20 protein-coding genes and 1 riboswitch are annotated in these 26,866 nt (G+C 60.7%); of the genes, 9 read left to right on the forward strand and 11 right to left on the reverse strand.

Annotated features, from left to right (window positions below; genetic code table 11):
* Positions 1-9: 9 nt before the first annotated feature.
* From O3675_RS04200 to O3675_RS04220, 5 genes are all read right to left on the reverse strand, one after another.
* Entirely contained in the window at positions 10-2,469 is a 2,460-nt protein-coding gene (locus O3675_RS04200; protein WP_371571157.1) for a restriction endonuclease, read from the reverse strand.
* 478 nt (positions 2,470-2,947) lie between these two features.
* Positions 2,948-4,036 carry a restriction endonuclease gene (locus O3675_RS04205; RefSeq protein ID WP_314843831.1) on the reverse strand — a complete coding sequence of 363 codons (1,089 nt, stop codon included), beginning with the start codon at positions 4,034-4,036 and terminating at the stop codon, positions 2,948-2,950.
* A 298-nt stretch (positions 4,037-4,334) separates the two neighbouring features.
* Positions 4,335-4,742, reverse strand: coding sequence for an acyl-CoA carboxylase subunit epsilon (locus tag O3675_RS04210; protein WP_371571159.1), 408 nt, complete (start codon positions 4,740-4,742; stop codon positions 4,335-4,337).
* Positions 4,743-4,813: 71 nt separating this feature from the next.
* Positions 4,814-6,415 (reverse strand): acyl-CoA carboxylase subunit beta, encoded by a 1,602-nt coding sequence (locus O3675_RS04215; protein ID WP_005507002.1) that lies wholly within the window; start codon positions 6,413-6,415, stop codon positions 4,814-4,816.
* Positions 6,416-6,740: 325 nt separating this feature from the next.
* Entirely contained in the window at positions 6,741-7,022 is a 282-nt protein-coding gene (locus O3675_RS04220) for a YciI family protein (protein ID WP_005507003.1), read from the reverse strand.
* 231 nt (positions 7,023-7,253) lie between these two features.
* Between O3675_RS04220 and O3675_RS04225 the strand changes: the two genes are divergently transcribed.
* The 9 genes from O3675_RS04225 to gatB all read left to right on the forward strand — a co-directional run bounded on the left by O3675_RS04225 (position 7,254) and on the right by gatB (position 18,740).
* Entirely contained in the window at positions 7,254-8,195 is a 942-nt protein-coding gene (locus tag O3675_RS04225; RefSeq protein WP_371571161.1) for a biotin--[acetyl-CoA-carboxylase] ligase, read from the forward strand.
* 122 nt (positions 8,196-8,317) lie between these two features.
* Positions 8,318-8,806: a glucose ABC transporter permease gene (locus O3675_RS04230; RefSeq protein ID WP_371571163.1), complete on the forward strand. Its 489-nt coding sequence runs from the start codon at positions 8,318-8,320 to the stop codon at positions 8,804-8,806.
* A 324-nt stretch (positions 8,807-9,130) separates the two neighbouring features.
* On the forward strand, positions 9,131-10,282 hold the full coding sequence (locus tag O3675_RS04235; RefSeq protein ID WP_296546852.1) for an adenylate/guanylate cyclase domain-containing protein: 1,152 nt from the start codon (positions 9,131-9,133) through the stop codon (positions 10,280-10,282).
* The gene (locus O3675_RS04240) at positions 10,279-11,172 is read left to right on the forward strand and encodes a PP2C family serine/threonine-protein phosphatase (RefSeq protein ID WP_303937675.1); all 894 of its coding nucleotides are present in this window, start codon (positions 10,279-10,281) and stop codon (positions 11,170-11,172) included. The genes O3675_RS04235 and O3675_RS04240 overlap by 4 nt, the downstream gene beginning before the upstream one ends.
* Before the next feature lie 223 nt (positions 11,173-11,395).
* Positions 11,396-13,639: an NAD-dependent DNA ligase LigA gene (ligA, locus tag O3675_RS04245; protein ID WP_371571166.1), complete on the forward strand. Its 2,244-nt coding sequence runs from the start codon at positions 11,396-11,398 to the stop codon at positions 13,637-13,639.
* A gap of 696 nt (positions 13,640-14,335) precedes the next feature.
* Positions 14,336-15,103, forward strand: a complete 768-nt coding sequence (locus O3675_RS04250; protein WP_371571168.1) for a transglycosylase family protein — start codon at positions 14,336-14,338, stop codon at positions 15,101-15,103.
* Positions 15,104-15,318: 215 nt separating this feature from the next.
* Positions 15,319-15,615: an Asp-tRNA(Asn)/Glu-tRNA(Gln) amidotransferase subunit GatC gene (gene gatC, locus O3675_RS04255; RefSeq protein WP_005507016.1), complete on the forward strand. Its 297-nt coding sequence runs from the start codon at positions 15,319-15,321 to the stop codon at positions 15,613-15,615.
* Between the two features lie 15 nt (positions 15,616-15,630).
* Positions 15,631-17,235, forward strand: a complete 1,605-nt coding sequence (gene gatA, locus O3675_RS04260) for an Asp-tRNA(Asn)/Glu-tRNA(Gln) amidotransferase subunit GatA (RefSeq protein ID WP_371571170.1) — start codon at positions 15,631-15,633, stop codon at positions 17,233-17,235.
* A complete protein-coding gene (gatB, locus tag O3675_RS04265) occupies positions 17,235-18,740 on the forward strand; it encodes an Asp-tRNA(Asn)/Glu-tRNA(Gln) amidotransferase subunit GatB (protein ID WP_371571172.1) in 1,506 nt (501 codons plus the stop codon). The genes gatA and gatB overlap by 1 nt, the downstream gene beginning before the upstream one ends.
* A 279-nt stretch (positions 18,741-19,019) precedes the next feature.
* Here gatB and O3675_RS04270 read toward each other — a convergent pair whose 3' ends face one another.
* From O3675_RS04270 to O3675_RS04295, 6 genes are all read right to left on the reverse strand, one after another.
* On the reverse strand, positions 19,020-19,346 hold the full coding sequence (locus tag O3675_RS04270; protein ID WP_070676181.1) for a hypothetical protein: 327 nt from the start codon (positions 19,344-19,346) through the stop codon (positions 19,020-19,022).
* A 670-nt stretch (positions 19,347-20,016) separates the two neighbouring features.
* Positions 20,017-22,194: a S9 family peptidase gene (locus O3675_RS04275; protein WP_371571174.1), complete on the reverse strand. Its 2,178-nt coding sequence runs from the start codon at positions 22,192-22,194 to the stop codon at positions 20,017-20,019.
* Between the two features lie 215 nt (positions 22,195-22,409).
* The gene (gene rsgA / locus O3675_RS04280; RefSeq protein WP_371571176.1) at positions 22,410-23,630 is read right to left on the reverse strand and encodes a ribosome small subunit-dependent GTPase A; all 1,221 of its coding nucleotides are present in this window, start codon (positions 23,628-23,630) and stop codon (positions 22,410-22,412) included.
* 80 nt (positions 23,631-23,710) lie between these two features.
* Positions 23,711-24,541 carry an ABC transporter gene (locus O3675_RS04285; RefSeq protein ID WP_371571178.1) on the reverse strand — a complete coding sequence of 277 codons (831 nt, stop codon included), beginning with the start codon at positions 24,539-24,541 and terminating at the stop codon, positions 23,711-23,713.
* Between the two features lies 1 nt (position 24,542).
* Positions 24,543-25,403 (reverse strand): ABC transporter permease, encoded by an 861-nt coding sequence (locus O3675_RS04290; protein ID WP_371571180.1) that lies wholly within the window; start codon positions 25,401-25,403, stop codon positions 24,543-24,545.
* Positions 25,400-26,386, reverse strand: coding sequence for an ABC transporter ATP-binding protein (locus tag O3675_RS04295; protein ID WP_371571182.1), 987 nt, complete (start codon positions 26,384-26,386; stop codon positions 25,400-25,402). Before O3675_RS04295 ends, O3675_RS04290 begins: the two co-directional genes overlap by 4 nt.
* Before the next feature lie 340 nt (positions 26,387-26,726).
* Positions 26,727-26,839: riboswitch (SAM riboswitch) on the forward strand.
* Positions 26,840-26,866: the final 27 nt, after the last annotated feature.

Raw genomic sequence — 26,866 nt, forward strand, 5'->3', positions numbered from 1 at the left:
GCTGGCGACTTAGCCGGTGAAGTATTCACCGTTGAGCCCGAGCAGACCGTTCGCGCTCTGGACCACGCCGAGGCGGTGCGCAATGAGGCGGTCCTGCAGCTCATCGCCGGATACCAGATCCACCAGAATGTTCGGGTACTTGGTCGAGCAACGGATGAACTCGTCGTACGCCTCATCGCTGAACGCGGCGTTCGTGATGAAGGTGCCGAGCTGACCGCCGCGGGCGTGAATTGCCAGGAAGAACGCGGTAATGTCCTGAGGCCGAACGCTCGCGGACAGCACGCCGTTAGATGCCGGGCGCAGAGTACGAACGTAGAACGCTCGCTCTTTTTCACCGGTGGCGGGGGTCGCCACGCCGTCCACACCCCGAGCCTCCAGCGGCTCCACGGTGTAGCCGCGCATCAGGAACAGATCGAAACCAATACGGCGGAAACGCTCCTCAGACACCTGCGCCAGGGCGGGTGCCAGCGCGTCGCGGCGGAAGACCTGACGGTAACGCTTCAGAGCCTCACGCACCTGAGCGGCAGCCACCTGCAGAGCAGTGGACGGGTCAGCGGAGGCGGGAACCGGGACAGCAACAGCAGGCTGAGCAGGAGCCACAACGGGTGCAGAAACAGCGGGTGCAACCGGCTCAACAACCGGAGCCGCGGAAGCAACCGGCGCAACCGCCGGAACCTCAGCGGGAGCCTGGGTAGTAACCGCCTGGGTAGTAGTTGCCACCGGCGAACCGGCAGGACGCGCCAACAGCGCAGGAGAAGCACCCGGCACCGGAGCCAACGGCTCACGACCCTCACGGGCCGCCAGGCGAGCCTGACGCTCCGCAGCGCGCGCCTCCTTGGCAGCCTGAAGAGCCTCCTCACGAGCCTGCAGTTCAGCGGCAATATCCTGAGGCAGCTTGTGCTTGAGGGACTGCGGCGGCAGCGGCGCCATGCGGGCGGTCACCGCCTCCGGAGCACCCTCCGGGAAACGCTTGAGCAGCTCCTTACCCGCCTCGCTCAGCTCATAACGCTCCGGGTTCTTGCGGGAGGTACGACCCGTACCCTCACGCAGAGCGTTCAGGTAGCGTTCGCCCTTGAGCACGTGCATCGCCACCGAATAGCGGTTACGCAGACGCGGGGTCAGCTTGTAACGGTGCGGAGCGACCTCACCCTGCAGGTACGGGATGTCCAGGGCAAGCTTCAACTCATCGTAAATGTCGTAGTAGGAGATACGCGGGTTCTCCTCCACAAGCTTCAGAATCGGGTACAGCAGCTGATGCGGATACGGCAGAGCGTCCACCGCCGCAGGATCCAGTAGAGCCGAAGCCACCAGCTTATGAACGCTCGGCTCAGCCATCTGCGCCAGAACCGGCGCAAAAGCAGGACCCAGCGAGTAGACAGTCTCACGCTCGGAGAGGTAGTGGTGGGCGATCAGCACATCGTAGAGGTAATCCTGCGCGTCAATCTGCACAAAATAGGGGTTCGAGGCCGCCTGCTGAATACGCTCGTCGCGGTCAAAGACCTGCTCCAGGCTCGGAAGGCTCAGCTCCACATCGGCGCCGTGGTCGTTGAGGGTGTCGAGCAGAAGAACGCCCATATGAGTCAGCAGAGCATCAGTTGCGGCAATATCCTCAGCCGTAATGGAAGCGCCCTCATCCTTCACCAGCGCCAGCACGGAGCTCAGCTCGCTTGCCGGTACGCCGGTTTCCTCGTGGCGTGCCACCAGCTCCTTCGCCGAAGGCGACAGCGAGTACAGAGTCAGCGGAGAATCCGTGTGCTCGTGGATCGTCTTGGTGCGCAGGTAGCCCTCACGGGTCAGCAGGCTCAGCGCCTGAGCGATCACAGGCTCAACAATGCGCTGCTCCAGGTACGACAGGCCGTACCAGCCCTGCACAAAACCGCACTCACGCAGCACCAGCTCACGAATCTTCACGGGCGCCGCCGCGGGGTATGCCGGGGTAACACTCAGGACGATGGGCAGAAGCTCACGCACCGTAATGTGCGAGAGCAGAACCGGGTAGAACTGCTTCAGGTAGTAGAGGTACACGCCGCTGAGGAGGGGCAGAACCGGCAGAAGAGCCTGCGCCTGCTGTTCCTTCGGGGTGCCCAAAAGTTCACGGCCAGCCTCGCTGAGGGTGTAGTGCAGGTTGCCCGGATGCAGCTGGCTGAGGGACACCTCAAGATAGTCAGCATTGACCAGCGCCGCAATCAGCTTATTGAGCGCCTCACGGAAGAGAACATTGTCACCGACCGCAATGAAACGCTGAGTCATGTTGAAACCCAGGTCCACACCTACAGGGGTGTACATATCGGGGAAGAAAACCTTCTCGCCACGGTCCTGAGCGCGCTCAAAGTGGCGGAGCAGAGAGAAAGCCGCCGCAACGCTGAGAGTGCGTGCTTCCTCGGGTAGGGTCTCCCACGAGGTTTCCTGCTGCAGAGAGTGCAATTCGGAATGGTCGATATGGAGCATTGTTTTATTCACAAAAGCCACGCCGGGCTCCTTATCTGGTGTTATTTATCGTGCGGGCATTCTTCATAAGGTGCAGTCATTCGAGCGGGAAAATATTCACACAATACTGGGCGACACCATTTTTATTTTTGGGTCGACACTTTGGTAACCCCTCGTGAAGAGAAGTACGTGAAGAGAAGTAGGAACGGCAGATTTCTCAGCCCGTTCCGCTCACGTACCGTCTTCTATGACGAACACTTCAGAAAGAACGCTATAAATTATGGTGAAGTGCTTATACCGTCACGGGTATATACACTTCGTGAAATAATGCGAAGAATATGTAACGCATTACCCTCTCATTGTATCGGCTGGTTCAAGAAATAACCTAGATTTCTAAAACCCGCCGATATATGAAAAATATCCTCAAGGAAAAGTGAAAATACATTAAGTGAAATGACGTAGGAAATGCGCGAAGACCAGAGACCTTCAGAAGGAAATGCTTACCCCAAGCCCCCTCCGGTTACTCCATGCCGCGGGCAAAATACTCCTCGTCAATGCGATAACCGCACTCGCCCTCACCATCAAGCACACCCACACGGTGACGAATCATCAGCTCCACCAGCTGATGCTGATCAACCAGAGCAATATTGCGTGCACCCGGCAATCCCTGCAAATACTCAGGCACCGGCTGCGCAAAAGCACCGCAGGTCACCAAAACACCCTGCAAACCGCCGTGCAGAAGCACCGCACCGGCAAGCTTCTGAATCTCGTTAGGAGTGACCTTCATGGTTCCGCAATAGTGCTTCACCTGAATATAAATCGGTGCGAAATCCAGGCCGTCAGAGTAGCGGGCAATAACATCCACGCCCTTATCGTCGGCGCCGCCGGTCACCTCGGTACTAAAACCAAGAGCCGTAAAAATATCGGCAACAATCTGCTCAAAATATTCCGGAGTCACCGCGTGAATATGCTGAATTAAATCCTGCGTAAAGTGCTCGGCAAATTCCGCCTGAGCATGAATAACCGGTGAATCGCTGGCACGCAAAATAATATCCAAAGGAGACTGACCCGCAGGCCAGGTCTCAGCAGTACCCGCAGAATTCAACGCATGTGCAAGGTGCTCCGCACCGGTTGCTTTATGGGCAGCAGTAGCTTCCCCGGCATCGGCAGCAGGGAGGAACGGCTCCATACCGGTGACCGCATCACCATCGGAAGCACCAAAAATGAGGCGATGTTCTGCCTCCGCAGTCGCCAGGAGTGCATTCGCCTGCTTCTTGAGCTTCTTCGTCGTCCTCGCCGTCAAACTCTGAGTACACAGCGCCTGCACCTGCTTTACCACGCGCGGCGGCACCGAACCGTGCAGATGCGGGGTGCAGGTCAGCTCGGCACCCAGAGGAGTGAGCAGGTACTTCCTCTTCTCCCACGGGGTCAGGCGAGGCATCAACTGGGCATAACGAAGTGCCACCAAGATCTTCAAGGTGGTACGTACAGCCACCGCAAAATCGGTGGATTCAAGATCGGGTAGGTTCTTCTTCGACCCCAATGCCTTAGTCTGCTGCCGCAACTGCTCACTAACATAGGCGGCGGTGCGAGGTACAGTCTTCGACAAGCGCCGTAGCGTCGGCAACAGAAGCGCGATATAGACATCCGGTGGGGGCCTATGGTTTTTATTCAGCATCTTTGCCATGGTCCCTGCCAATTTATTAACACTAATGTGATGGTATATACATCGTAGCATCAGTACGTATCATCATGACTTTATCGTTTCTAATATGACAAAACCACAAGAATCAGCGCATTAGATGTTGAATAACGCAATATAAATCTTGAATTTGAAGCAAAACAATATATTCCCGCCACACCAACCGGCGTGACGGGAATATAAGAAGCAGAGTTATCAGCTCGCGTTACCTGGGGCGAGCGCGCCTCCACGAACCGGGGCCCGGACGCAACGAAACACCCAGGCGCTGGCCGCGGTTCAGGATGCGCGAAGCAGCACCCACCAGCGAATTCTGCTCCTTCTGCGCGGCATTCGCCTGCATCATCGCAACCACAGCTGTGAGAGCGGCAATCTCCTCCGGGGTGGGGGAGCCCTTCACTACCTTCAGTAGCGGCTCCTGCTCAGTGTCAGTATCAACCGAAGACTGAACGGAGTCCTTCGCTGTGCTGGGTGCGGTAGCCGCGCGCGCAGAAGAACGGGCAGAAGAGGTAGTGCGAGAAGACCCGCGCTCAAGCTGCTCGGCGCTCTCAGTAGCCTCCGAACTGTCCTTCTTCTTGCCAAACGAGAAATAACTCAGCGGATTGTAGCCTGCCAAAGGCTCGCCTCCTTAGAAACCTAAAATCGTGGGAATGCCCGCACCACAAATGGTGCGGGCACAACGGAAGCCTACAGCGGGATGTTACCGTGCTTCTTTGCCGGGGTAGCCGCACGCTTATCGTGCAGGGCACGCAGCGAAGAAATGATGCGCACGCGAGTCTCGCTCGGGGCAATCACCTCGTCAATGTAACCCAGCTCAGCAGCCTGGTACGGGTTCAGCAGCTCTTCCTCATACTTGGCGATCAGCTCAGCGCGGCGAGCCTCAACATCGCCGCCCTCAGCCGCCAGAGCCGCCAGCTCACGACGGTACAGAATATTCACCGCACCCTGAGCACCCATCACACCAATCTGAGCGGTGGGCCACGCCAGGTTAATATCGGCACCCAGCTTCTTCGACCCCATCACAATGTACGCACCGCCGTACGCCTTACGGGTAATGACGGTAACCAGCGGAACGGTCGCCTCTGCGTAAGCGTAGAGTAGCTTTGCGCCGCGGCGAATAATGCCGTTGAACTCCTGATCGGTACCGGGCAGGAAGCCGGGAACATCCACAAAAGTCAGAATCGGAATGTTGAACGCATCGCAATGACGCACGAAACGGGCAGCCTTCTCGGACGCAGAAATGTCCAGGCAGCCGGCGAACTGCATCGGCTGGTTCGCCACAATACCGACCGTGCGGCCCTCAACGCGGGCATAACCAATCATTACGTTCGGAGCGTACAGCGCCTGCATCTCCAGGAAGTGGCCGTCATCGACCACGGACTCAATGACCGCTCGCATATCGTAAGGCTGGTTCGCCGAATCCGGAATCAGGGTGTCCAGATCCAGATCGTCAACGGTCACCACCGGCTCCTGGTCATGCTCCAGGGGCAGGGGCTCGGCAAGGTTGTTCGAGGGCAGGAACTCCAGAAGCTCACGCACAAAGTCGAACGCGTCTTCTTCGTCCTCAGCCAGGTAGGTGCTGGTACCGGTCACGGAGTTGTGCTGACGCGCACCACCGAGGGTCTCCATGTCCACATCCTCACCGGTCACGGTCTTAATGACGTCCGGGCCGGTAATGAACATGTGCGAAGTCTTATCCACCATGATGATGTAGTCAGTCAGAGCGGGGGAGTACGCGGCACCGCCAGCGCAGGGGCCCATAATGACCGAAATCTGCGGAACCACACCGGATGCGCGCACGTTCATGCGGAAAATATCGGCAAACATCGCCAGGGAAGCCACGCCCTCCTGAATACGGGCGCCACCACCGTCGTTAATGCCGATGACCGGGCAGCCGTTCTTCAGCGCGAACTTCTGCACCTTCACGATCTTCTCGCCGTTCACCTGCGAGAGGGAGCCACCGTACACGGTGAAATCCTGCGAATACACGGCAACCAGGCGACCATCCACGGTGCCGTAACCGGAGACCAAACCGTCACCCAGGGGCTTCTTCGCCTCCATGCCGAACGCGGTCGTGCGGTGGCGGGCGAGGGCATCAAACTCAACGAAAGAACCCTCATCCAGAAGCATCTCGATGCGCTCGCGGGCGGTGTTCTTGCCGCGTGCGTGCTGCTTCTCGATTGCTGCCTCACCGCTGGGCGCGAAGCTGCGCTCTCGACGTGCGTAAAAATCAGCGAGCTTACCGGCGGTGGTGCTCAAATCAAATTCCTGCTGGAGGTTCTCGGACATTATTCCTCGTTCCTGCTCCACCCGATCGTCGGGAGCCAGTGGTTGCGGTGATGGTTGTTCAGAAGGCCCCGAAGAACGCTCTTGAACAATGTGCATATCCCTCAACTATAGTGCGAACTAGGGCACATATGCCAGGTGAGAAGCCAGAATATCAACACTAGATACACTTTTATGCACTCAGCACCCAAGAAGGCGCATACAGTAAACGAAAAGTGCGAAAGAGCGGCTTAAAAGAGCGCAGAAAACCCCCTTCCGTCTCGGCAATCCTTGTCGACGGAAAGGGGGCTTACGTTCAAGCTTTTCCAGCGTGAAGCGGTGCTCGACCTTAGATGGTGCCCAGAACCGGGTTCCACTCGGTCACGGTGTGAGACAGAACCGCGCCACCAACGTTCATCGGGTCGTTAGCCACGATCTTTTCGGCTGCCTCAGCGGAATCAACCTTTGCGATCAGCAGAGCGCCAGCGGGGGTCTCGCCGTCCAGCAGGGGACCGGAAACGATCAGGTTGCCCGCCTCAATCTGCGAACCAAGGTACTCGCGGTGAGCCGGACGGTACTTCGCCTGCTCCTCGGGAGCTGCGTAAACGTAAGTAATTGCGTAATAAGCCATAGCGGTCTTCTTTCGAGCAGGGCGGAGGAACCTCCGCAGCCGGTCGGTGCTTGATGCACCCTCACTGTCTAATGTACCGTCTCGGGTACCGGGTGGGCATCACCGGCGGTAAGAAATTGATATGGTGAGAAATCAGCGTGACTCGGCAGAAACTGGCTGATTATGGCGGCGAGTTGATAGCGGGTCGGCGTATCGCAGAGCTGATTCAGATAGTGCAGAAAGGCACATGCCATGGAGAGAAACACACACACCCAGAGCGACCATTCGGTTTTGGATGCGCCGCGAATCCGCACCATCGCGCTGGATGCGGGCTACTCCAGCGTCAACCTCTACGATGAAGTTGACTCCACCACCACCCGCGCCCGCGAACTACTTATGGATGGTAGCGACCCCGAACGCGAACAGCTCGGTGAACTCTCCGTCTACGCCAGCCTCTACCAAAGTGCAGGACGCGGTCGCCTCGCCCGAGCCTGGACCGCCCCTCCCGGGGCCTGCCTCGCCGCGAGTATCGTGGTGCGCCCGCACGCCTCCACCGACCCGCTCGCCCGAGAACTCCCCGAAGACAGCTACCACTGGATGACCCTCATCGCCGGGCTCAGCGTGGTCGATATTTGGCGCGGCTACGGCGTGGATGCCGCCCTCAAATGGCCCAACGACGTCATCGCGCAGGGAGCCAAAGGCTGCGGAATCCTTGCCCAGCTCGTCCCTGAAAGCGGCTCCACCGAGGGGCAGCGCAGCATCATCGTGGGCATCGGTCAGAATACGAATATGTCCGCCGAGCAGCTGCCCGTACCCACTGCCACCAGCCTGAGCCTGTGTACCGGGCAGGTCATCGACTCCTCCGAGGTGCTCACCCGACTGCTGAGCATCTTCGCCCGCCGCTACCACGCCTTCGTGCGCGCCGGCGGCGACCCTGAACGCCCCGACCCGCTCACCCCTGATAGCCTCAGCCTGCTTGACCAGGCGCGCGCCGCCACCGCCACTCTCGGCGCCAGCGTGCGCATGAGTCTGCCCGACGGAAGCACCGTAGAAGGCACCGCCGAAGACCTCGATGCGCAGGGGCGCATCCTCATCCGCCGCGAGGATGGGGCCCTAGAGCCCTACGCGGTGGGCGATATTGAGCACCTTCGCCCCGCCAATGGTAGCTACGGAGATTTTCAGCAGGCACACTAGAACCAATCCCTAAAATTTCAGCCCACAAAATTTCTGCCCGGCACGGCAGCACCCCTCAACCCACACCACCTCAACCGGCGCCTCCAGCCGGAATATAACAACCAGCACAGCTAAGGACCACCATGCGTTTGCGCGGAAAACTCAACCCCGGTGAGCATGTCATCATTGCGACCCGACAGCACTACGGTGCCCTGCTGCCCACGCTTGCCTACCTGCTGGTTGCGATTGCCGCGTCAACCTTCGCCTCCACGGCACGGTCCTCACCGATTCTGTGGACTCTCGGCATGATCTGTGCGGTAGGTACTCTGCTCGGTGCCGTGCGCACCGCCTGGCGTTGGGCAACCACCTACTACCTGCTGACCACCCACCGGCTCGTGGTTCGCCGCGGTGTGATGACCCGCAGCGGAGATGAGTCGCTCTACCTGGACTCCATGGGGGAGCGCTGGGCAAAACAACCCGGTCCGGGAGCCTGGCTGGGGTACGGGTCGGTGTACGTGGTGTGCCGCGGGGTGCACCACCGCCTGACCTACGTGCCCGATCCCAAGCGCTTTGAAAAAGAAATTAAAGCCGCCCGACGCGACTACTACGCCCTGCGCGCTCGCTATATTTAGAGCTTCATCGCCTCTGCGACCGAGTTGGGAGGGAGCTGTCGGGTTGGCTCAGAGCCTAAATCAGCCGCCAAATCTGCCGAAAAAATGCGGATTAGAGTATTCTTAAATGTGAATTACTCCACTAAACTATCCTAGGGTGCGGGCGCTTATGTGACCCAAACACCATAGCGGAGGGGTATATTAACAAGGCGCTACACGGTGAGCATCATCGCAGTGACGCAATGCAAAACCCACAGAGCGTAACGAGGCACCTCGTAACCTCGTGCCACCACGGTATAAACCAGACAGTATTTTCCGGCAGAGATGAAAGGAGCGGCAGCGGCAATGAGCACGGCAGACCACCATGAACCTGCGCACTCTCCGCAGGGTACCGGCGCCACCATGGGCCCCGAAACCCAAATGCTGAACCTCAAAATTCTGCAGAACCTCGCCCAGAACAATATCTACCGCGACGAGGAATCCAAAGCAGGAATCCGAGCCCTCGAAAAGTCGCTCCTGGGACAGGGTCGCCGTTACACCCCCGTAGAAGCCGCAGAATGCGCCGGACTTCCCTTCGAAACCGCCCAGCGCATCTGGCACAACATGGGCTTCCCGACGATCCCCAACCACTCGCCCTACTTCACTGAAACAGACGTGCAGATGCTCGCCGACCTACAGAAGTTGGACGCAGAAGGCGACATCCGCATGGAATATGTGGCATCCCTCGTGCGCGCCGAAGGTCAACTGACCGATCGCACCGTCGCCTGGCAGATTGAGGCGCTCGTGCACAACATCATGGTCACCGAAAACCTTAGCGATAATGATGCCCGCCGCAAGCTCCTTAAAGACTTCCCACGCTACCTTGAGGTTCTCGAACGTCTGGCGCTGTACGCATACCGTCGCCAGATGTACGCCGGAATCCTGCGCCTGGGATTGCGCGAAAACAACGTGACCACCTCCGGACTTTCCCGTCTGCCCCTGGTGCGCGGTGTAGGATTCGTGGATCTGGTCTCGTACACCTCTCTGGTACGTAACCTAGACGCGGCGGCTCTTTCTCAGCTCATCAACCACTTCGAGCAGAGTTGCCTGGACGTTATTGCACCCCTGGGCGGTCGCATTATTAAGACTCTCGGTGACGAAGTTTTCTTCCTCACCGAAACCCCGGACGCTATCGCAGAAATCAGCCTGCAGCTCTCCGAAAAGATCGGTGCCGACCCGCAACTGCCGGATGCACGTGTCGCCTTCATCTGGGGTGAGGTTCTGGCTAACCGCGGTGACGTGTACGGCTCCAGTGTGAATCTGGCTGCGCGCCTGGTTTCCCTGGCTGAACCGGGTACCGTGCTGACCGATAATGAGACAGCAAACACGCTCCGACAGGTGGGAAATCGCTATACTCTCACCTCTCAAGGAACGCGAAATGTTAGAAGCTTTGGTAACGTAGACCCCGTGGCGGTGACTCGTCGCGTGAACTACACAATGGAGATAGACCTCTCATGACTGAACTGAAACTACGTACCGGTGGTGCAACGCACCGCGGCGCACATCGAGAAAATAACGAAGATTCGATGGTCGTCGCCGGTTCCCTTTGCGTGGTCGCGGACGGTATGGGAGGCCACGAGGCGGGTGAGGTTGCTTCGCGCCTGTGCGTGCGTCAGCTCGCCTACTCGCCCTTCTTCACCATGCCCGGTGGCCGTAGCGAAGAGGAGCAGCAGGCCTACGTTGAGCGCCTGGCAGCTATTGACGACTCCGATCCCGGCAAGCGCCGCCGCCGTGCAAACACCCTGCTTAACAATGAAATCGTGGGCGCCCTGAACCGTCTGCACGACATCATTGGCGAAACCAACGAGGAGATTAAGCAGGCGCTTTCCCGCTCTGGCGGTACGACTGTGACGGGTGCCTGGCTGACTCGCATTGGCGACCGTAACCTGTGGGTTATTTTCAACGTGGGTGATTCCCGCACCTACCGCCTGCTACGTGAGGACGAGGGTATCCACCACTCCGCGATGGAGAAGCTGCCCGGCTCTGAGGGTTCCGCTTCGCTGGAGCAGGTCACGAGCGACCACTCCGAGGTGCAGTACTTGGTTGACGAGGGTCAGATTACCGCCCTGGAGGCGCTGACCCACCCGCGCCGCAACGTGATTACCCGCGCGCTGGGTACCGGCAACTACTGGGAACCGGACTTCTGGGTTCTGCCCGCCCGCCCCGGTGACCGCCTGATGCTCTGCTCCGACGGCCTTTCCGGCGAGCTTTCGCACGAGTACATGGCGCGTGTGCTCACTTCGATTCGCCACCCGCAGGATGCCGCTGACGTGCTCCAGCACGAGGCGCTGCGATCGGGCGGCCGCGACAACATTACCGTGATTGTTGCCGACGCTGTCGAAGCCTAAACTTCATACCTTATGATTCACCCCCGCTCTCTTCGGGTACTCGTGCGAGTGTCTGCAGAAGGCGGGGGTGAACTGTATTCGCGCACAGAAACTAAGGAAGCGCGATCCAGGAAGTGGCTACGGCACTCTTGCCTCATCGTTTGCGTCATTGTTCGCGCGCGAGGAACCCGGCAATATGACGAGCGATAGGGGAGAGGCGGAGCAAAAACGCTAGACTGGACGGGTGACTGAGAACAACACCACCCAGCAGACTGCCCCCGCCGAGACTCGAGCAGAGAGCCCCGCAGAAAACGCCGCAGAAAACACTGCGGAGATTACCGAGGCCCTGCGTGCTGAGTACGCGGAACTGACCGATAAGATTCGTGCCGCCCGCCGCGCCTACTACAACGAGGACGCGCCCTTCCTCTCTGACGCCGAGTACGATAAGCTCTACCGCCGCCTCGAAATCATTGAGGCGGAGCACCCGCTCATCATCGCCAACGACTCGCCCACCCAGGAAGTCGGCGGCGAAGCCATCGAGGCCTTCGCACCTGTCACCCACCTGCAGCGCATGTACTCCCTCGAGGATGTCTTCTCCTTCGAAGAGCTGCGCGCCTGGCTGACCAAGACCGAAGAGAGTGCCCGGAACCTCACCGGCAGCGCACCGCAGTGGCTGACCGAGCTGAAGATCGACGGCCTGGCGGTGAACCTGCTCTACCGCAACGGCACCCTCGTGCGCGCGGCAACCCGCGGCGACGGCACCACCGGCGAAGACGTCACCCACAACGTGCGCACCATTGCGAGCATCCCGCAGCAGCTGACCGGCGAGAACCACCCCGAAGAGATTGAAATCCGCGGTGAAGTGTTCATCTCCTCCGCCGATTTTGAGAAGCTCAACGAGTCTATGATTGCCGCTGGCAAGAACCCCTTCGCGAACCCGCGTAACGCCGCGGCAGGCTCGCTGCGCCAGAAGGACGCGGCGATTACCGCCTCGCGCCCGCTGAGCATGTACGTGCACGGCATCGGTTCGCGCACCGGCCTGGATATTGCCACCCAGTACGAGACCTACGATCTGCTTGCCTCCTGGGGTCTGCCCGTGAGCCCCTACAGCGAAATTGCCGCCAACACCGAGGCGGTGTTCGACTTCATCAATAAGTACGGCGAGCAGCGCCACTCTCTGGTGCACGAAATCGACGGCATCGTTATTAAGGTCAACGACTTCGCGACCCAGGCTCAGCTGGGCTATACCTCCCGCGTGCCGCGCTGGGCGGTGGCGTACAAGTACCCGCCCGAAGAGGTGCACACCAAGCTGCTGGACATCCGCGTGGACGTGGGACGCACCGGCCGCGTGACCCCCTACGGCGTCATGGAGCCCGTGTTCGTCTCCGGCTCGACTGTCGAACGCGCGACCCTGCACAACCAGGACGTGGTCAAAGCTAAGGGCGTGCTCATCGGCGACACCGTGGTGCTGCGCAAGGCAGGCGACGTGATCCCCGAGATCGTCGCCCCCGTGGTTGCCCTACGTGACGGCACCGAACGAGAGTTCGTCATGCCCAGCGAATGCCCCTCCTGCGGCTCGCCCCTTGCCCCCGGCAAGGAAGGCGACGTGGATCTGCGCTGCACGAACCCGCGCTCCTGCCCGGCGCAGCTGACCGAGCGCGTGTACTACGCGGCAAGCCGCGGCGCCTTCGACATTGAGGCGCTCGGCTTCGAAGCAGCAAAGGCACTCACCAGCCCCGCAACCCCGCACACCCCTCCGCTAACGACCGAGGCGCACCTGTTCAGCCTCAACATTGAGGACCTGCGCGAGGTCACCATCGAACGTGAGAAGAAGGTCAAGGGTGTGGGCACTGGAAAGATGGAGCGCGTGCCCTACTTCTACACCAAGCCGACCAAGGCACGCCCCGAGCCGAAGCCCACGAAGAATACGCTGAACCTCTTCGCCGAGCTGGAGAAAGCAAAGCAACAGCCGCTGTGGCGTGTGCTGGTTGCCCTCTCGATTCGCCACGTGGGCCCGACCGCTGCCCGCGCGCTCGCCGCGGAGTTCGGTTCGATGCAGGCGATCCGCGAGGCTGACCGTGAACGCCTTGCCGCTGTGGATGGTGTGGGCACCACGATTGCCGATTCGATTATTGAGTGGTTCGCCGAGGACTGGCACGCCGAGGTGGTGGACTCATGGGCTGCCGCCGGTGTGCGCATGGAAGATACCCGTGACGAGTCCGTGGAACGCACCCTGGAGGGTCTGACCGTGGTCGTGACCGGCACGCTGAACGGTTACACCCGTGATGGCGCGAAGGAAGCCATTATTTCTCGCGGCGGTAAGGCGTCCGGTTCGGTGTCTAAGAAGACCCACTTTGTGGTTGCTGGCGCGAACGCCGGCTCGAAGCTGGATAAGGCTCAGCAGCTGGGTCTGAAGATTCTGGATGAGGAGGGCTTCACCGCCCTGCTCGAGGGTGGCCCGGAGGCAGTTGAGGCTCCCGCGGAGTAGACCCGGTAGCGGGGTCATCTGAATCTGACCCCAGCAATATATAGAGTATTCAGGCTCTGGAGTGCGTGCTCCAGAGCCTGAATGCCGATTTTTGGCATTTATAATTACCACAGCTTTTAAGGCGGAAGCGCCTTAAAACACTCCCAAAGCGAAGAAATATTTAAAAAATATTTACACGCTGTTCAAAACCCTTAAAGGGGGCGTGCGCCAACCCCGAATCAGAAAGCTCAGCGGGGGAGCGCCTCCGGATTAAAACCCTAGAAAACCCCGAAATTCCGGGGAAAAACCCCTAAGATATGCGGGGTTCAAGATCACCATTAATGTTCCATGCACTTTTAACCTGAAAGAACCCTGGGAGAAGCCGGGGCGTTCGCTGTGAACTTGAAATTGGGTTGGAATCGTAAAAAACCTCGGCTATCTTTGAGACCAGATAGATTCTCGCAAGGGAATCGCCTGTGTGGTTTCAAGCTTGGAATGCTTGAAACGATGCCCGGTTCTACCGCACGTCCCCATCGAGGAAGTGCCACCCGGATTCCGCACATAAGTGCAGAATCGCTCACGGTGACATGAAATCGGTGGAGAGCCGCTCACATGGTAGAGCCAGAAAATGAGTAACCTACTTCGTTATCAAAGGGTGAGCGGCGGCGCGCTAGAGTTCCGGGGACGGAACGAGCGGGGACGGCCCCAAGGAGCATTATGAAGAACACTTCCATTCGTCGTACCGCAGCAGCTCTCGCCATCGGTGGCGCTGTAGCAGCTACCATGTCGATGCCCGCTGCAAACGCAGTAGACGGTGCTACCTGGGACGCACTGGCACAGTGCGAGTCCGGTGGCAACTGGTCCATCAACACCGGTAACGGCTTCTACGGCGGCCTGCAGTTCACCCAGCAGTCCTGGAACGGCGTCGGCATGTCCGGCTCCCCCGCGACCGCTTCCCGTGCACAGCAGATCGAGGCAGGCGAGCGTCTGCTCGCTATCCAGGGCTGGGGCGCATGGCCCGCATGCTCCGCTAAGCTTGGCCTCTACGGCAAGACCGGCGCAGCTCCCACCTACACCGAGCCCACCACCGTGGCTGCACAGTCGCAGACCCAGCAGACCTACACCGCTCCCGCGGCACAGGCTGCACCCGCAGCTCCTGCAGCTCAGGCTGCACCCGCAGCAGTTGAGGCTCCCGCAGCTGCACCGGCAGCTCAGGCAGCACCTGCAGTAGTTGAGGCTCCGGCAGCAGCACCCGCTGCACCGGCAGTTGAGGCTCCCGCAGCAGCAGCTCCCGCGGCTGCACCCGTTGCAGCTCCCAAGGCTGCAGCAGGCACCTACACCGTGGTTCCCGGTGACTCCCTCTCGCTGATTGCTGCAAAGCTCGGCGTTGCAGGCGGCTACCAGGCAATCGCAGCTGCGAACACCGACATCATCTACAACGTTGACCTGATCTTCCCCGGCCAGGTTCTGACCATCCCCGCCTAAGGATTAACCCTTAAGCGTAACGTGGAAACGTTGTAGCCCAACGCCCCGCACCTCACACGAGGAGCGGGGCGTTGAGCATTTAACCCCAAAAAAGGGCAGAGGCGCACCGTCTGAACACGCAAACCAGCAGGTAAACCCTCCAACCCCCAATGAGACGGAACACGCAACCTCCACTACACTAGAGAAGAGACAAGAAAACAAACTACGGGAGAACCATGTCTGCCATCACCTTTGAACAGGTAAAGCACCTGGCATCGCTGGCACTCATTGAGATGACCGATGAAGAACTCACCGCGATGGCGTCTGAGCTGGACGTCATCGTCGCATCCGTTGAGACCATGTCGCAGAAAGCAACTGCCGACATCCCCGCGACCAGCCACCCCATCCCCCTCGAGAACGTCTTCCGCGAAGACGTGCCCGTCACCACCCTCACCCAGGAAGAGGCGCTCTCCGGCGCCCCCGACGCACAGGACGGCAAGTTCCGCGTGCCGGCAATCCTCGACGAAGACTAAGAGGAGAACAACCAAGTGAACGAACTGATCCAGCTCACCGCCGCAGAAGCAGCAGAAAAGCTCGCATCCGGCGAAATCACCTCCGTCGAGCTCACCCAGGCACACCTGGACCGCATCGCAGCCACCGACGGCGCACCCCTGAGCGACAACCGAGCAGACGGCAAGAGCGGCCTCAACGCCTTCCTGCACATCAACGCCGAAGAAGCACTCGCCACCGCAGCAGCAGTGGACGCAGACCGCGCAGCAGGCAAGGAACTGCCCCCGCTCGCAGGCGTACCCATCGCCGTCAAGGACCTCATCGTCACCAAGGGCCAGCCCACCACCGCAGCATCCCGCATGCTCGAAGGCTGGATGAGCCCCTACGACGGCACCGTCACCCGCAAGGTCCGCGAAGCACGCATGCCCATCCTCGGCAAGACCAACCTCGACGAATTCGCAATGGGCTCCTCCAACGAGCACTCCGCATTCGGCGTAGTACGCAACCCCTGGGCACTCGACCGTGCACCCGGCGGCTCCGGCGGCGGCTCCGCAGCAGCCGTCACCGCATTCCAGGCACCCCTGGCGCTCGGCACCGACACCGGCGGCTCCATCCGCCAGCCCGCAGCACTGACCGGTAGCGTCGGCGTCAAGCCCACCTACGGCTCCGTCTCCCGCTACGGCGTCATCGCCATGGCGTCCTCCCTCGACCAGGTAGGCCCCGTCGCACGCACCGTCCTGGACACCGCGCTGCTCCACGAAGCAATCGCAGGCCACGACCCGCTCGACTCAACCTCCCTGCCCGACGAGCCCGGCAACTTCGTTGAAGAAGCCAAGGCAGGCGCAGAAGCAGCACGCAAGCGCGACCTGTCCGGCCTGCGCATCGGCGTCATCAAGGAACTCGGCGGCGGCGACGGTGAAGGCTTCGAAGCAGGCGTGCTCGCACGCTTCCGCGAATCCGTCGAAGAGCTGCGTGCCGCAGGCGCAGAGATCATCGAGGTCTCCCTGCCCTCCGTCACCGAAGCCATCAGCGCCTACTACATGATTATGTCCTCCGAGGTGTCCTCCAACCTGGCACGCTACGACGGCGTCCGCTACGGCCTGCGCGTCGTACCCGAAGACGGCCCCGTCACCATCGAACGCGTCATGTCCGCAACCCGCTCCGCAGGTTTCGGCCACGAGGTCAAGCGCCGCATCATCCTCGGCACCTACGCACTGTCCGCTGGTAACTTCGACGCCTACTACGGCGCCGCACTGCGCGTACGCACCCTCATCCAGCGCGACTACGCAGCAGCCTTCGAAAAGTGCGACGTGCTCATCTCCCCGACCGCGCCCTCCACCGCGTTCAAGCTCGGCGAGAAGACCGAAGGCGACCCCATGGCAATGTACCTGGGCGACGTCGCAACCGTGCCCGTCAACCTGGCAGGCGTCCCGGCGCTCTCCCTGCCCGGCGGCCTCTCCGAAGAGAACAACCTGCCCGTCGGCATCCAGTTCACCGCACCCGCACGCGAAGACGCACGCCTCTACCGCGTCGGCGCAGCACTGGAAGAACTGCTCACCGAAAAATGGGGCGCACCGCTCTACAAGAGCCTGCCCGACACCGAAACTCTGATCCGCGACTTTGACTTTGGGGGAACCAAGTAATGAGTGAAGAAGTCCTCAGCTTCGAAGAAGCCATCGAAAAGTACGACCCGGTCCTCGGCTTCGAGGTGCACGTCGAACTGAACACCAAGACCAAGATGTTCGACTCCGCACCCAACGAGTTCGGCGACGAACCCAATACCAACGTCACCCCCGTATCGCTCGGCCTGCCCGGCGCACTGCCCATGGTGAACAAGACCGCTGTTGAGTCCGCCATTAAGCTCGGCCTGGCACTGGGCTGCGACATCGCAGACAAGTCCTACTTCGCCCGCAAGAACTACTTCTACCCGGACTCCCCGAAGAACTTCCAGACCTCCCAGGCTGGCGGCCCCATCGCGGAAAACGGCTCCCTGGACGTAGAACTCGAAGACGGCACCATCTTCACCGTCGAAATCGAGCGCGCCCACATGGAAGAAGACGCAGGCAAGCTCACCCACGTCGGCGGCGCAGACGGCCGAATCCAGGGTGCAACCTCCTCCCTGGTCGACTACAACCGCGCAGGCGTGCCCCTCATTGAGATTGTCACCCGACCCATCGTCGGCGCCGGCGAACGTGCACCCGAACTGGCACGCGCCTACGTTGCCGCAATCCGCGACATCGTACGCTCCCTCGGCATCTCCGACGCCCGCATGGAACGCGGTAACGTCCGATGCGACGCCAACGTCTCCCTCATGCCCAAGGGCGCAGAGAAGTTCGGCACCCGCTCCGAAACCAAGAACGTGAACTCCCTCCGTTCCGTCGAGCGCGCCGTCCGCTACGAGATTCGCCGCCACGCAGCGATCCTCGAACGCGGCGAAAAGGTCACCCAGGAGACTCGCCACTGGCACGAAGACACCCGCGAAACCTCCTCGGGTCGCCCCAAGTCTGATGCTGACGACTACCGCTACTTCCCGGAGCCGGACCTGGTCCCGGTTGTCACCAACAGCGAGTGGATTGAGCGTCTGCGCGCCGAACTGCCCGAACCCCCGGCAGAGCGCCGCCGCCGCCTCAAGAACGAATGGGGCTACTCCGATGAAGAGTTCCGCGACGTGGTCAACGCCGGCGCACTCGACGTCATCGAAGAGACCGTCGCCGCAGGCGCAACCGCAGCAGCAGCCCGCAAGTGGTGGATGGGCGAGATTGCCCGCCGCGCAAAGCAGGCTGAAGTTGAGCTCACCGCCCTCGGCGTGGAGCCCGCAACCGTGGTCGCCCTCGAAGCGCTCATCTCCGAAGGCAAGATCAACGACAAGATCGCCCGTCAGGTGCTCGAGTTCGTCCTCGCCGGTGAAGGCACCCCCGCCGAAATCGTTGAGGCACGCGGCCTCGCCGTGGTCTCCGACGACGGTGCGCTCACCGCAGCCGTTCAGGAAGCCCTGGCAGCAATGCCCGACGTTGCCGACAAGATCCGTGCCGGTAAGGTTCAGGCTGCTGGCGCTATCGTCGGTCAGGTCATGAAGGCTACCCGCGGTCAGGCTGACGCCGCCCGCGTGCGTGAGCTGATTCTGGCTGAGTGCGGCGTGGAAGACTAAGCTCTTCTGCTGACCCGGCTCTAACGAAAGAGGCGTCGTCTCCCGAGGTGGGAGGCGGCGCCTCTTTTGTGCTCTCTTGTCCCATTCCAGGTTCTGCACGGTTCCGCTTGGATTCCGCACGGAAAGCGGTATTCGTCCTCGTATCTCGGACTATATGGAGAAGAGAAAATCCTCGGCCTTGCATACTTAGTTTTTAGTGTGGTACTCTAACCGTGTTGTGTATTTGGTGTAGCGCTATAAAAATCCGGATGCAAGCCAGGATGCTTTTAGTAGCTGGTGCTACTCCAAGAGGCCGGAGGGCTTGTCCTTCTCTGAAGCGGGCGTTTTCTTGAGAAGCGCCGTAAGCTTGAGGTAAGTGCGCACTCCTCGTCCAATGATTTGGATGGATTTGCGCTCGTCTACTGAGAGCATCAGCTCAATAAGAACAGCCTCGCGATCAATTTTTGAAAAAAGGCTCAAGATGTATCCCAAAGCAATCCGACCGGGATTGTAGAGATAGCTGGAGCAGAAATACCAAATGGTAATCCAATCGGCCAGGGTGGGGATTAGCGACATCAAGATGTGGATAGTCCCCAGCAGGGCTTCGACAGGATTGCTTGAGGTCATTATCAATCTCCTTAAATAGTGATTGCGGAGGGACTGAGATCGGAAATCACGCCCCTCGTCGGTTTTTGAATACGGATATAAGCTCGAGTCATCAGACTCGAGCTTCCTCCATTTACCCACTCTACAGTAGTGATATCTAAAATAAGGTCTGGATGGCGAAGCTTTTCTCTGACCCAGCTCTAAGCGTAAAAAAGGGCTGTCTCCCGAGGTGGGAGGCGGCGCCTCTTTTGTGCTCTCTTGTTCTGCACGGGATGCGCGGTTCCGCTTGGAAAAGCTGGGTCGCTTGGCTCCGCTTGGAAAGGCGGTTATCGTCCTTGCTACGTACCTATAGCATCTGGGAGGCACGCCGCATGTTTCCTCCGCGCCTACGCAGGGGCACCCGTCACCCGGACGCTCCGCTTCCTCCTTGCTTCGCTGCGGAAGAGCGTCCGTGTGACACCCTGAGGGCGCATCCGGAAAACACGGCGCGCCACCTCGGATAGCCTAGCGTGCATGCGGAGGGGCGGTGTCGTCCGAAAGTGACATCAGGGTGCCCGAAGCGAAGCGAGGGCGGGTGCCCCTGTAGGAACGAGGACGAGCACCGTCCCTCCAGCAGAGCAACCTACATAAACGAAGAACGCTCCGTCCGTATCACTTAGATACAGACGGAGCGTTCTATTTAAGAGACCAGCTACTCAGTAACGCCGAGGTTGCTCATCAGGAACGCGTAATCCCACGCAATCTCACGCCAACGCGTATACCGGCCGGAACCACCACCGTGACCGCCCGACATGTCAATCTTCAGCAGCGGCACCGGCGACGACGGGTCAATCTGCTCACGCAGCGCCGCAACCCACTTCGCAGGCTCTACGTAGAGCACACGGGTGTCGTGCAGGCTCGTCACCGCAGCAATCGCCGGGTAGCGGACCGGGCGGATGTTCTCGTACGGGGTGTACGACTTCATGTAGGCGTACACTTCCGGATCCTCAATCGGGTTGCCCCACTCTTCCCACTCCATTGCCGACAGCGGCAGCTCCGGGTCGAGGATGGTGGTCAGCGCATCCACGAACGGCACGGCAGCCAGGCAGGCGGCGTACTTTTCGGGGGCGAGGTTCACGACGGCGCCCATGAGCAGGCCGCCGGCGCTACCGCCGTAGCAGCCGATACGCGCCTCATCAGCCCACGGCTTAGCCGCAATGTAGCTGGTGACGTCCACGAAGTCGGTGAAGGTGTTCTTCTTCGCGAGCTTCTTGCCGTTCTGGTACCAGGAGCGGCCCATCTCGCCGCCGCCGCGAATATGCGCAAGCACGTAGATAACGCCGCGGTCCAGGATCGATAGCAGCGGAATGGAGAACAACGGGTCCATGGACGACTCGTAGGAGCCGTAACCGTACTGGAGGACGGGGTGCGGCTTGCTCATGTCCAGGTCGGCGCGGTGAATCACCGAGATCGGGATGAGCGTGCCGTCCGCCGCCGGTGCCCAGTCGCGGTAAGCGCGGTAGTCCTCACGGTTGTAGCCGCCGAGTACCGGAGTTTCACGGCGCAGCAGCAGGGTCTGCGACATGGGGAAGTAGTCGTAGACGCGGCGCGGGGTCAGGTACGAGGTGTAGGCGATGCGCAGCACGGGGGAGTAGTTCTCAGCACGCAGCACGGAGGCGGTGTACAGCTCCTCGTCGAAACCGGCAGGCTCCATGAAGGTCACGCCGGCGGGGCGGCGGCGGCGCCACTGGATGGGCAGCTGCTCACGCGGTGCAAGGAAGATGCGGGTGGTCGTGTCCGCGCGGGCGGTGACGACCAGGTGCGTTGCGGTGAAGGTGAAGCCTTCCAGGCGCACGTGTTCGCTGTGACGGATGACCGGCACCCAACGCTGCGCGTACTCTTCGAGGGTTTCGCCCTCGCGCGGCATGTCGGCAAGCACCAGCTCGGAATTCAGCGCATTGTAGTCGTGCTGAATCAGCAGGTGCTGCTCGCCGGCAATGTTAAGCGGCTCGGCGTAGTATTCGATGCCTGCGCTCTTGGGGATGAGCAGGGTCGGCTCGCCCTTGGGTTCGCGGGTGGGGATGAGGCGCACCTCCGTGTACTCGGAGTTGGAGCTGGTAATGACCACGGAGGAACGGTCGGAGCTCATGGCGGCGCCGAGCCACATGGTGTTGTCCGGTTCCTCGTAAATCAGGTGGTCTTCGGTGCCCTGTCCGACGTCGTGCACGTAGACACGCCAGGGGCGCCACGACTCGTCGGGCACGAGGTAGATGAGCTGCTCGGCGTGGTTGATGAAGAAGGATCCCGCCGCAATGTTGGGGATGGTGTCTTCGAGGAAGGCGCCGGTTTCCATGTTGAGGAAGCGCTGCTCGTAGCGTTCGTCGCCCTTTTCGTCCACGGAGATGCTGAGCAGCTTGCCGTTACGTGCGGGCTGGAAGCTGCCGAGGGAGAAGAACTCCATGTCCTTGGCGTATTCGTTGCAGTCGAGGATGACGACTTCACCCTCGAGTACTTCGCCGGGGGTGACGGTCGGCGGGGTGTAGCGCACCACCTCGTCGCCTTCGTGCAGGGCGGGGTAGCGGTAGAAGACGGGGTACTGGCCGCCGGGCACCATGCGGCTGTAGTACCACCAGTCACCGATACGGTTCGGGACGGTCAGATCCGACAGCAGGGTGCGGCCCTTGATTTCGTTGAAGATGGATTCGCGGAGGGGCTGCTGGTCTGCGGTGACAGCTTCGGTGTATTCGGCTTCTGCCTTGAGGTAGTTGAGGACCTCTTCGCTTTCCTTGTCGCGGAGCCATTCGTAGGGGTCGATGAAGACGTCGCCGTGGTGTTCGCGGCGGTGCTCGACCTTCTTCGGTACGGGCGGGGTGAGGTTCTGTTCAGCCATGCTGCCACCTCTTTCATGAGTTATGGGTTTGTGAATGGTGTGTGCCGTCTGTGCCCGCGTTCCTGTGCCGCCGGGTGGCGGTGAGGGTGCGCGGGGGACTGTGGGCACGCCTAGTTCTAGTGTATCGAAGAGTGAGGCAGGCTACTATATTGCGGCCTGAGCAGTATCACCCAGATTAGCCCCCTGCACTCTTCTGGAACGTGCGCATTCGGTGGCTAGTTAGCGCGGCCCTTAATGGACATGAGGGTGCGGCGGCCCGCCTTGTTTGCCTTTGTGAAGGCACGGTTACTCTGCCGGTACTCACGTTCTTGAGAGCGCAGGCGTAGACGCGCGGATTCGGCTATCATCCTGCGGTAGCGTTCGAAGCGCTCGGGGTCGAGAGCGCCGTCAGCGATGGCCTGCTGCACCGCGCATCCGGGTTCGGAGCCGTGGGAGCAGTCGCTGTACCGGCAGGCGGAAGCGTAACCGGAGACGTCGTCGAAGGTCTCGTCAATCGCGGCGCTATCGCTCGTTGCGGCTAGGGCTCGCACACCCGGAGTGTCGATCAGCACCGTGCCAGATGATGATTTTGTGTTGGTCGAGTCTCCTTCGCTTGAGCCTTCCGCACCGGGTAAAACAAGCATCTGGCGGCTGGTTGTGGTGTGGCGCCCCTTGCCGTCAGCATCTCGGACCGTGGAGGTGACCTGCACCTGGTATTCTTGGCTATCCTCACGGGGGTCAACTCCGGGGTTGAGCAGGGCGTTGACCAGGGTGGATTTTCCGGCGCCGCTACGGCCCAAGAATGCGGCGGTGCGTCCGGCGACAAGCTCCGCGACCGGGGCAGGGTCGTAGCCGTTATCGGTGCAGACGGTGAGTACCGCATCCACACCACCTGCGAGGGAGTCCTTGTAGTTGGCGAGCTGTTCCGCGGTCACCAAATCGCCCTTGGTGAGAATCAGTGCGACCTGCACCCCGGAAGCGTGCGCCAGAGCGGTGTAGCGTTCAATTCGCCCAATCGACGGCTCAGGGAAGCAGGGCTCAACGATACAGAGCATATCCACGTTGGCGGCGACGGGCTGATCCGCGGATTCTCGGGTGGCGCTGGGGCGGGTAAGGTAGCTTCGGCGGGGCAGAATCGCGAGGGGTTTATGCTCCGCGGGCTGGCTATCGCTACCGGTTCCAGGGATGGACTGAGCCAGCACCCAGTCACCCACGACGGGGTACTCTTCTTCACCGTAGTCATTCTCAACCGAGCGCAGGGGAGCGGAAAGCTTCACGAGCTCGCCCCGCTCGCAGGTCAGCAGCTCGCAGCGAGTACGGTGCACTGCGCTCACGCGGGCGAGGGTGAAATCTTCAAGCGTGCCGTTGAGGGTGAACGCGGCGCGGATTGCCGCGCCCTGCCAGGATGGGTCGAAGCCGAGGGCCTCTAAGGTGTATGAAGCGGGAGCAATGGTCACAGGAATAGTCTTTCTTGGTTGCGGCGCCCGGTAGCGGGCACGGGCACTTAAAAGGTTCGTTCTTTTTCAGGTTTCACCGTTTACAATAGCGAGGCGCGGGCACCGGCACGGATGCGGCGGGCGGCAAGGAATGTCAGCCCCAACCCCACTGCGGCGTAGAGCACCGCCAGCGCCGCGTCCGTCGCCAGGAGCGCGAAGAGATCCGGTGCGGTGCTGCTCGTAATACTGCCAGAGGTATCTAAAGCCTGCACCAGCCGGGACCCCGGAACCCAGGAACACACCCACGCAAGCCACGCGGGGTAGGTGCTCACCGGCACAATCACGCCCGCGCTCACTGGCAGAACAATAGACAGAACATTCGAGCCCGTGTACGGATCCGACAGGTACAGGCCCAGCCCGGCGGCAAAAATACCCAGGCAGACTCCGCCAAGAATCGCAACCGGCATCAGTAAGATGGTGCCAACTAAAAGCCCGGAACTTGCTCCCGCAGCGGAGGATGTGAGGGAGAGTAACCACACGATGCCCACATTGCTCAGACCCGTCACGGAAGCTAGCAACGCCGGTACCGCCGCCGCCCCCAGCCAGTAGCCAGCATCCACGGGGCGTGCCGTGCACACATACTCGAAGACGCCAATCCACCGGTCGGTGGCAACGCGCGCGACAATACCGGCTGCCACGGAGCTGAGGGTGGCAATCAGAGCAGACGCGCAGCCGATGCGTACCGTATCGTTTGCGGCAAGATCAGCACCCAGAAGCACCGTGAAAAGCACGTTAAGACCGGGTACGAGAACCAGGGTCGTGACAGCCGTTCCGAGGGTTGCGAAGGTAATAGAAGATGACCAGCCAATAGAGGCGGTAGACAGTGCCCGGCGCACCACGCCGGGCAGGGAATCAGTAGAGAGAACAGGCACGCTACATCGCCCCCAGGGTGCCGCGACGACGGGCGGAGGCGAGAGCCTTCCGGGCAAAAAGGAAGGCGCACAACGCCCAGATGAAGCTCACGACCAGGGTCTGAATTACGGGCAGGAGTGCATCCGTCGGGGTAGTGATGGCGGTACGCCCAAGTAGGAGGTGAACCGGCGCCTGCAGGGGAATGAGCACGCCCGCGGCATCCAGCCAGGCGGGCGCTTCAATGGTCGTGAAGAGAACCCCGGAAAGAATAAAAACCGGCACGAGCAATAGCTCCTCGTAGGCGATAGCGTTCGGCGTGGCCACGAAGAATACCGCAATCATGAACGTGACCGACAGGCACGCAAGCCACAGCAGGGGAACGCCCAGAACGTAGCGCGGCCAGAGTGCCGAAAAATCCGTGACCTGCGGGTTAAGCGTCACAAGAGCCCAGATGAGCCACGACAGGGGCAAAGCCGCCATACCCACAATGGAGGCGCTCGAAACGATAGCCGCCAGCACCCGCACCGGAGAAATCGACCCCGAACACAGGTACACGAGGGTCCCACGGAAACGCTCGAAATTGATGATGCCCGCAGACACGATGCAGACCGACCACATGCCCACAATGCCGGCGCGAGTCCAGGCTAGGGTCGGGTCGACAGGCTGAGCCGCAGTGTTCTGCGTTGCCGCATGCACGGCGAGCGCCTGAAGGATGACCGAGCCGAGTACCGTACTGATGAGCAGCTGAATGAAGTAGGGGACCGTCAGGAACTGGCGCAGGCTAAAGCCCATGAGCCGTAGCTGCCGGGCGCACTCCTGCCACAGGTCGTACCGTCGATCCTGCCGCTGGAACTCTTCCGAGCGTTGCGTCTGAGCGTTCATCGCTTGAGCCCCTCCGCCATCGCCAGGTATGCCTCTTCCAAGGTTGCCGGGCGTGTGTACGGTTCGGTCCGTGCCCCAATGTTCGCGGTGGCAAGCCCCTCCGTGAGGATGCGGTGAGCCTCGCCCGCCTCGAACGTGGCGCGCTCGCCATGCCAGTAGAGGGTCAGTTCCCAGCCGGAACCACGCGGGGCAAAAAGTACCGCCGCCTTATCGCCGAGGAACCCGCGGAGCGTATCAATGCCCTCGGTGGCGGTGGCCTCGACCTGAACCACGGTCGTGGCGGCAATGCCGGCGTGCGCGGCAATATCCTCGAGGTTGCCGCTCACGGCGACAGAACCTGCGCCCAAAACGGTGATGGTGTGCGCTAGGTCCTCAATCTCGCCCAGCAGGTGGCTCGTCAGCAGAATGGCGGTACCTTCATTTGCCAGAGATCGGATGAGGGTACGCACGGTCAGAGCGATATCGGGGTCGAGCCCATTGGTCGGCTCATCCAGCAGGAGCAGGGCGGGGGAGCCGAGCAGGGCGCGGGCAATATGTAGGCGCTGCTTCATGCCGCGGGAAAACTCCTGGACAGGCCGCGTTGCCGCATCGGTGAGCTCTACGCGTGCTAGGGCATGCTCCACCTCGTGTCGTCGGGTCCGCCCGGAAACCCCCGCAACATCGGCGAAGAACAGCAGATTGTCGCGGGCACTAGCGCGCGGGTAGAAGCCGTTCTCCCCTCCCAAAGCTAGGCCCACGTGACGGCGCGCCCGCTGCGGGTGGGCGATAGCGTCAATACCGTTCACGGTGAGGTTACCGCCGGTAGGGGTGAGCAGGGTCGAGCACATCTGCACGGTCGTCGTTTTGCCCGCACCATTGGGGCCGAGGAGGGCATGAATCTCACCGGAACTGACGCGAAGCGACACCCTGTCGACGGCGGTAAAAGCGTTTTCACCTTTGCCAAAGACGCGGCTGAGCTGCGCCGCATCAAGAACAAGAGACATAGTAGGTAACCTTCGGGTATGACCCTCTGGCCCCTATACCGGAGGGATGCTGAGCAGGATAAACGGCGTAGCGAGCCGTAGTGAGTTGTACCCTGCGTGAGTGTATGTGTCATTTCAGTGTACCGAAAAACCGTAGATAAAAGTGATGGGGGTTACTATGTGGGTGGTGGGTGCCCACCTCCGCATCTCGATTGCCTCGCCCTCGGATTGCCCCGACACCGTCGTTCACGTTTTATGACAGACGTTAAAAAACGTCATCTTTGCAATGAAATGTCTTAAAGTACCGTGCACCCACAAAAACCTTGACCCCGCCCCGTGCCCTATGACACTCTAAATAACAGGTCAAGAGCGCCAGCGACAAGCCCCAGCTAGCTGGCCGGCAACCCTCCTCCGCGGTGGGGTGCCCTGGGTGAAGACCGGGCGTTACGCACAAGCGTGACGCAAGCGCGGGACCGATGTGACCGAATCCGGTACATCAAT

The sequence above is a fragment of the Rothia sp. 27098_8_27 genome (assembly GCF_041432805.1).
Taxonomy (GTDB): Bacteria; Actinomycetota; Actinomycetes; order Actinomycetales; family Micrococcaceae; genus Rothia; species Rothia mucilaginosa.

Coding starts and splice junctions, on each gene's coding strand:
- O3675_RS04230 (WP_371571163.1), top strand. CDS start 8,318: ATGCGTTTGCGCGGAAAACTCAACCCCGGTGAGCATGTCATCATTGCG.
- O3675_RS04290 (WP_371571180.1), bottom strand. CDS start 25,403: ATGAACGCTCAGACGCAACGCTCGGAAGAGTTCCAGCGGCAGGATCGA.
- O3675_RS04215 (WP_005507002.1), bottom strand. CDS start 6,415: ATGTCCGAGAACCTCCAGCAGGAATTTGATTTGAGCACCACCGCCGGT.
- O3675_RS04295 (WP_371571182.1), bottom strand. CDS start 26,386: ATGTCTCTTGTTCTTGATGCGGCGCAGCTCAGCCGCGTCTTTGGCAAA.
- O3675_RS04220 (WP_005507003.1), bottom strand. CDS start 7,022: ATGGCTTATTACGCAATTACTTACGTTTACGCAGCTCCCGAGGAGCAG.
- O3675_RS04275 (WP_371571174.1), bottom strand. CDS start 22,194: ATGGCTGAACAGAACCTCACCCCGCCCGTACCGAAGAAGGTCGAGCAC.
- O3675_RS04270 (WP_070676181.1), bottom strand. CDS start 19,346: ATGACCTCAAGCAATCCTGTCGAAGCCCTGCTGGGGACTATCCACATC.
- gatC (WP_005507016.1), top strand. CDS start 15,319: ATGTCTGCCATCACCTTTGAACAGGTAAAGCACCTGGCATCGCTGGCA.
- gatB (WP_371571172.1), top strand. CDS start 17,235: ATGAGTGAAGAAGTCCTCAGCTTCGAAGAAGCCATCGAAAAGTACGAC.
- O3675_RS04250 (WP_371571168.1), top strand. CDS start 14,336: ATGAAGAACACTTCCATTCGTCGTACCGCAGCAGCTCTCGCCATCGGT.
- O3675_RS04235 (WP_296546852.1), top strand. CDS start 9,131: ATGAGCACGGCAGACCACCATGAACCTGCGCACTCTCCGCAGGGTACC.
- O3675_RS04240 (WP_303937675.1), top strand. CDS start 10,279: ATGACTGAACTGAAACTACGTACCGGTGGTGCAACGCACCGCGGCGCA.
- O3675_RS04225 (WP_371571161.1), top strand. CDS start 7,254: ATGGAGAGAAACACACACACCCAGAGCGACCATTCGGTTTTGGATGCG.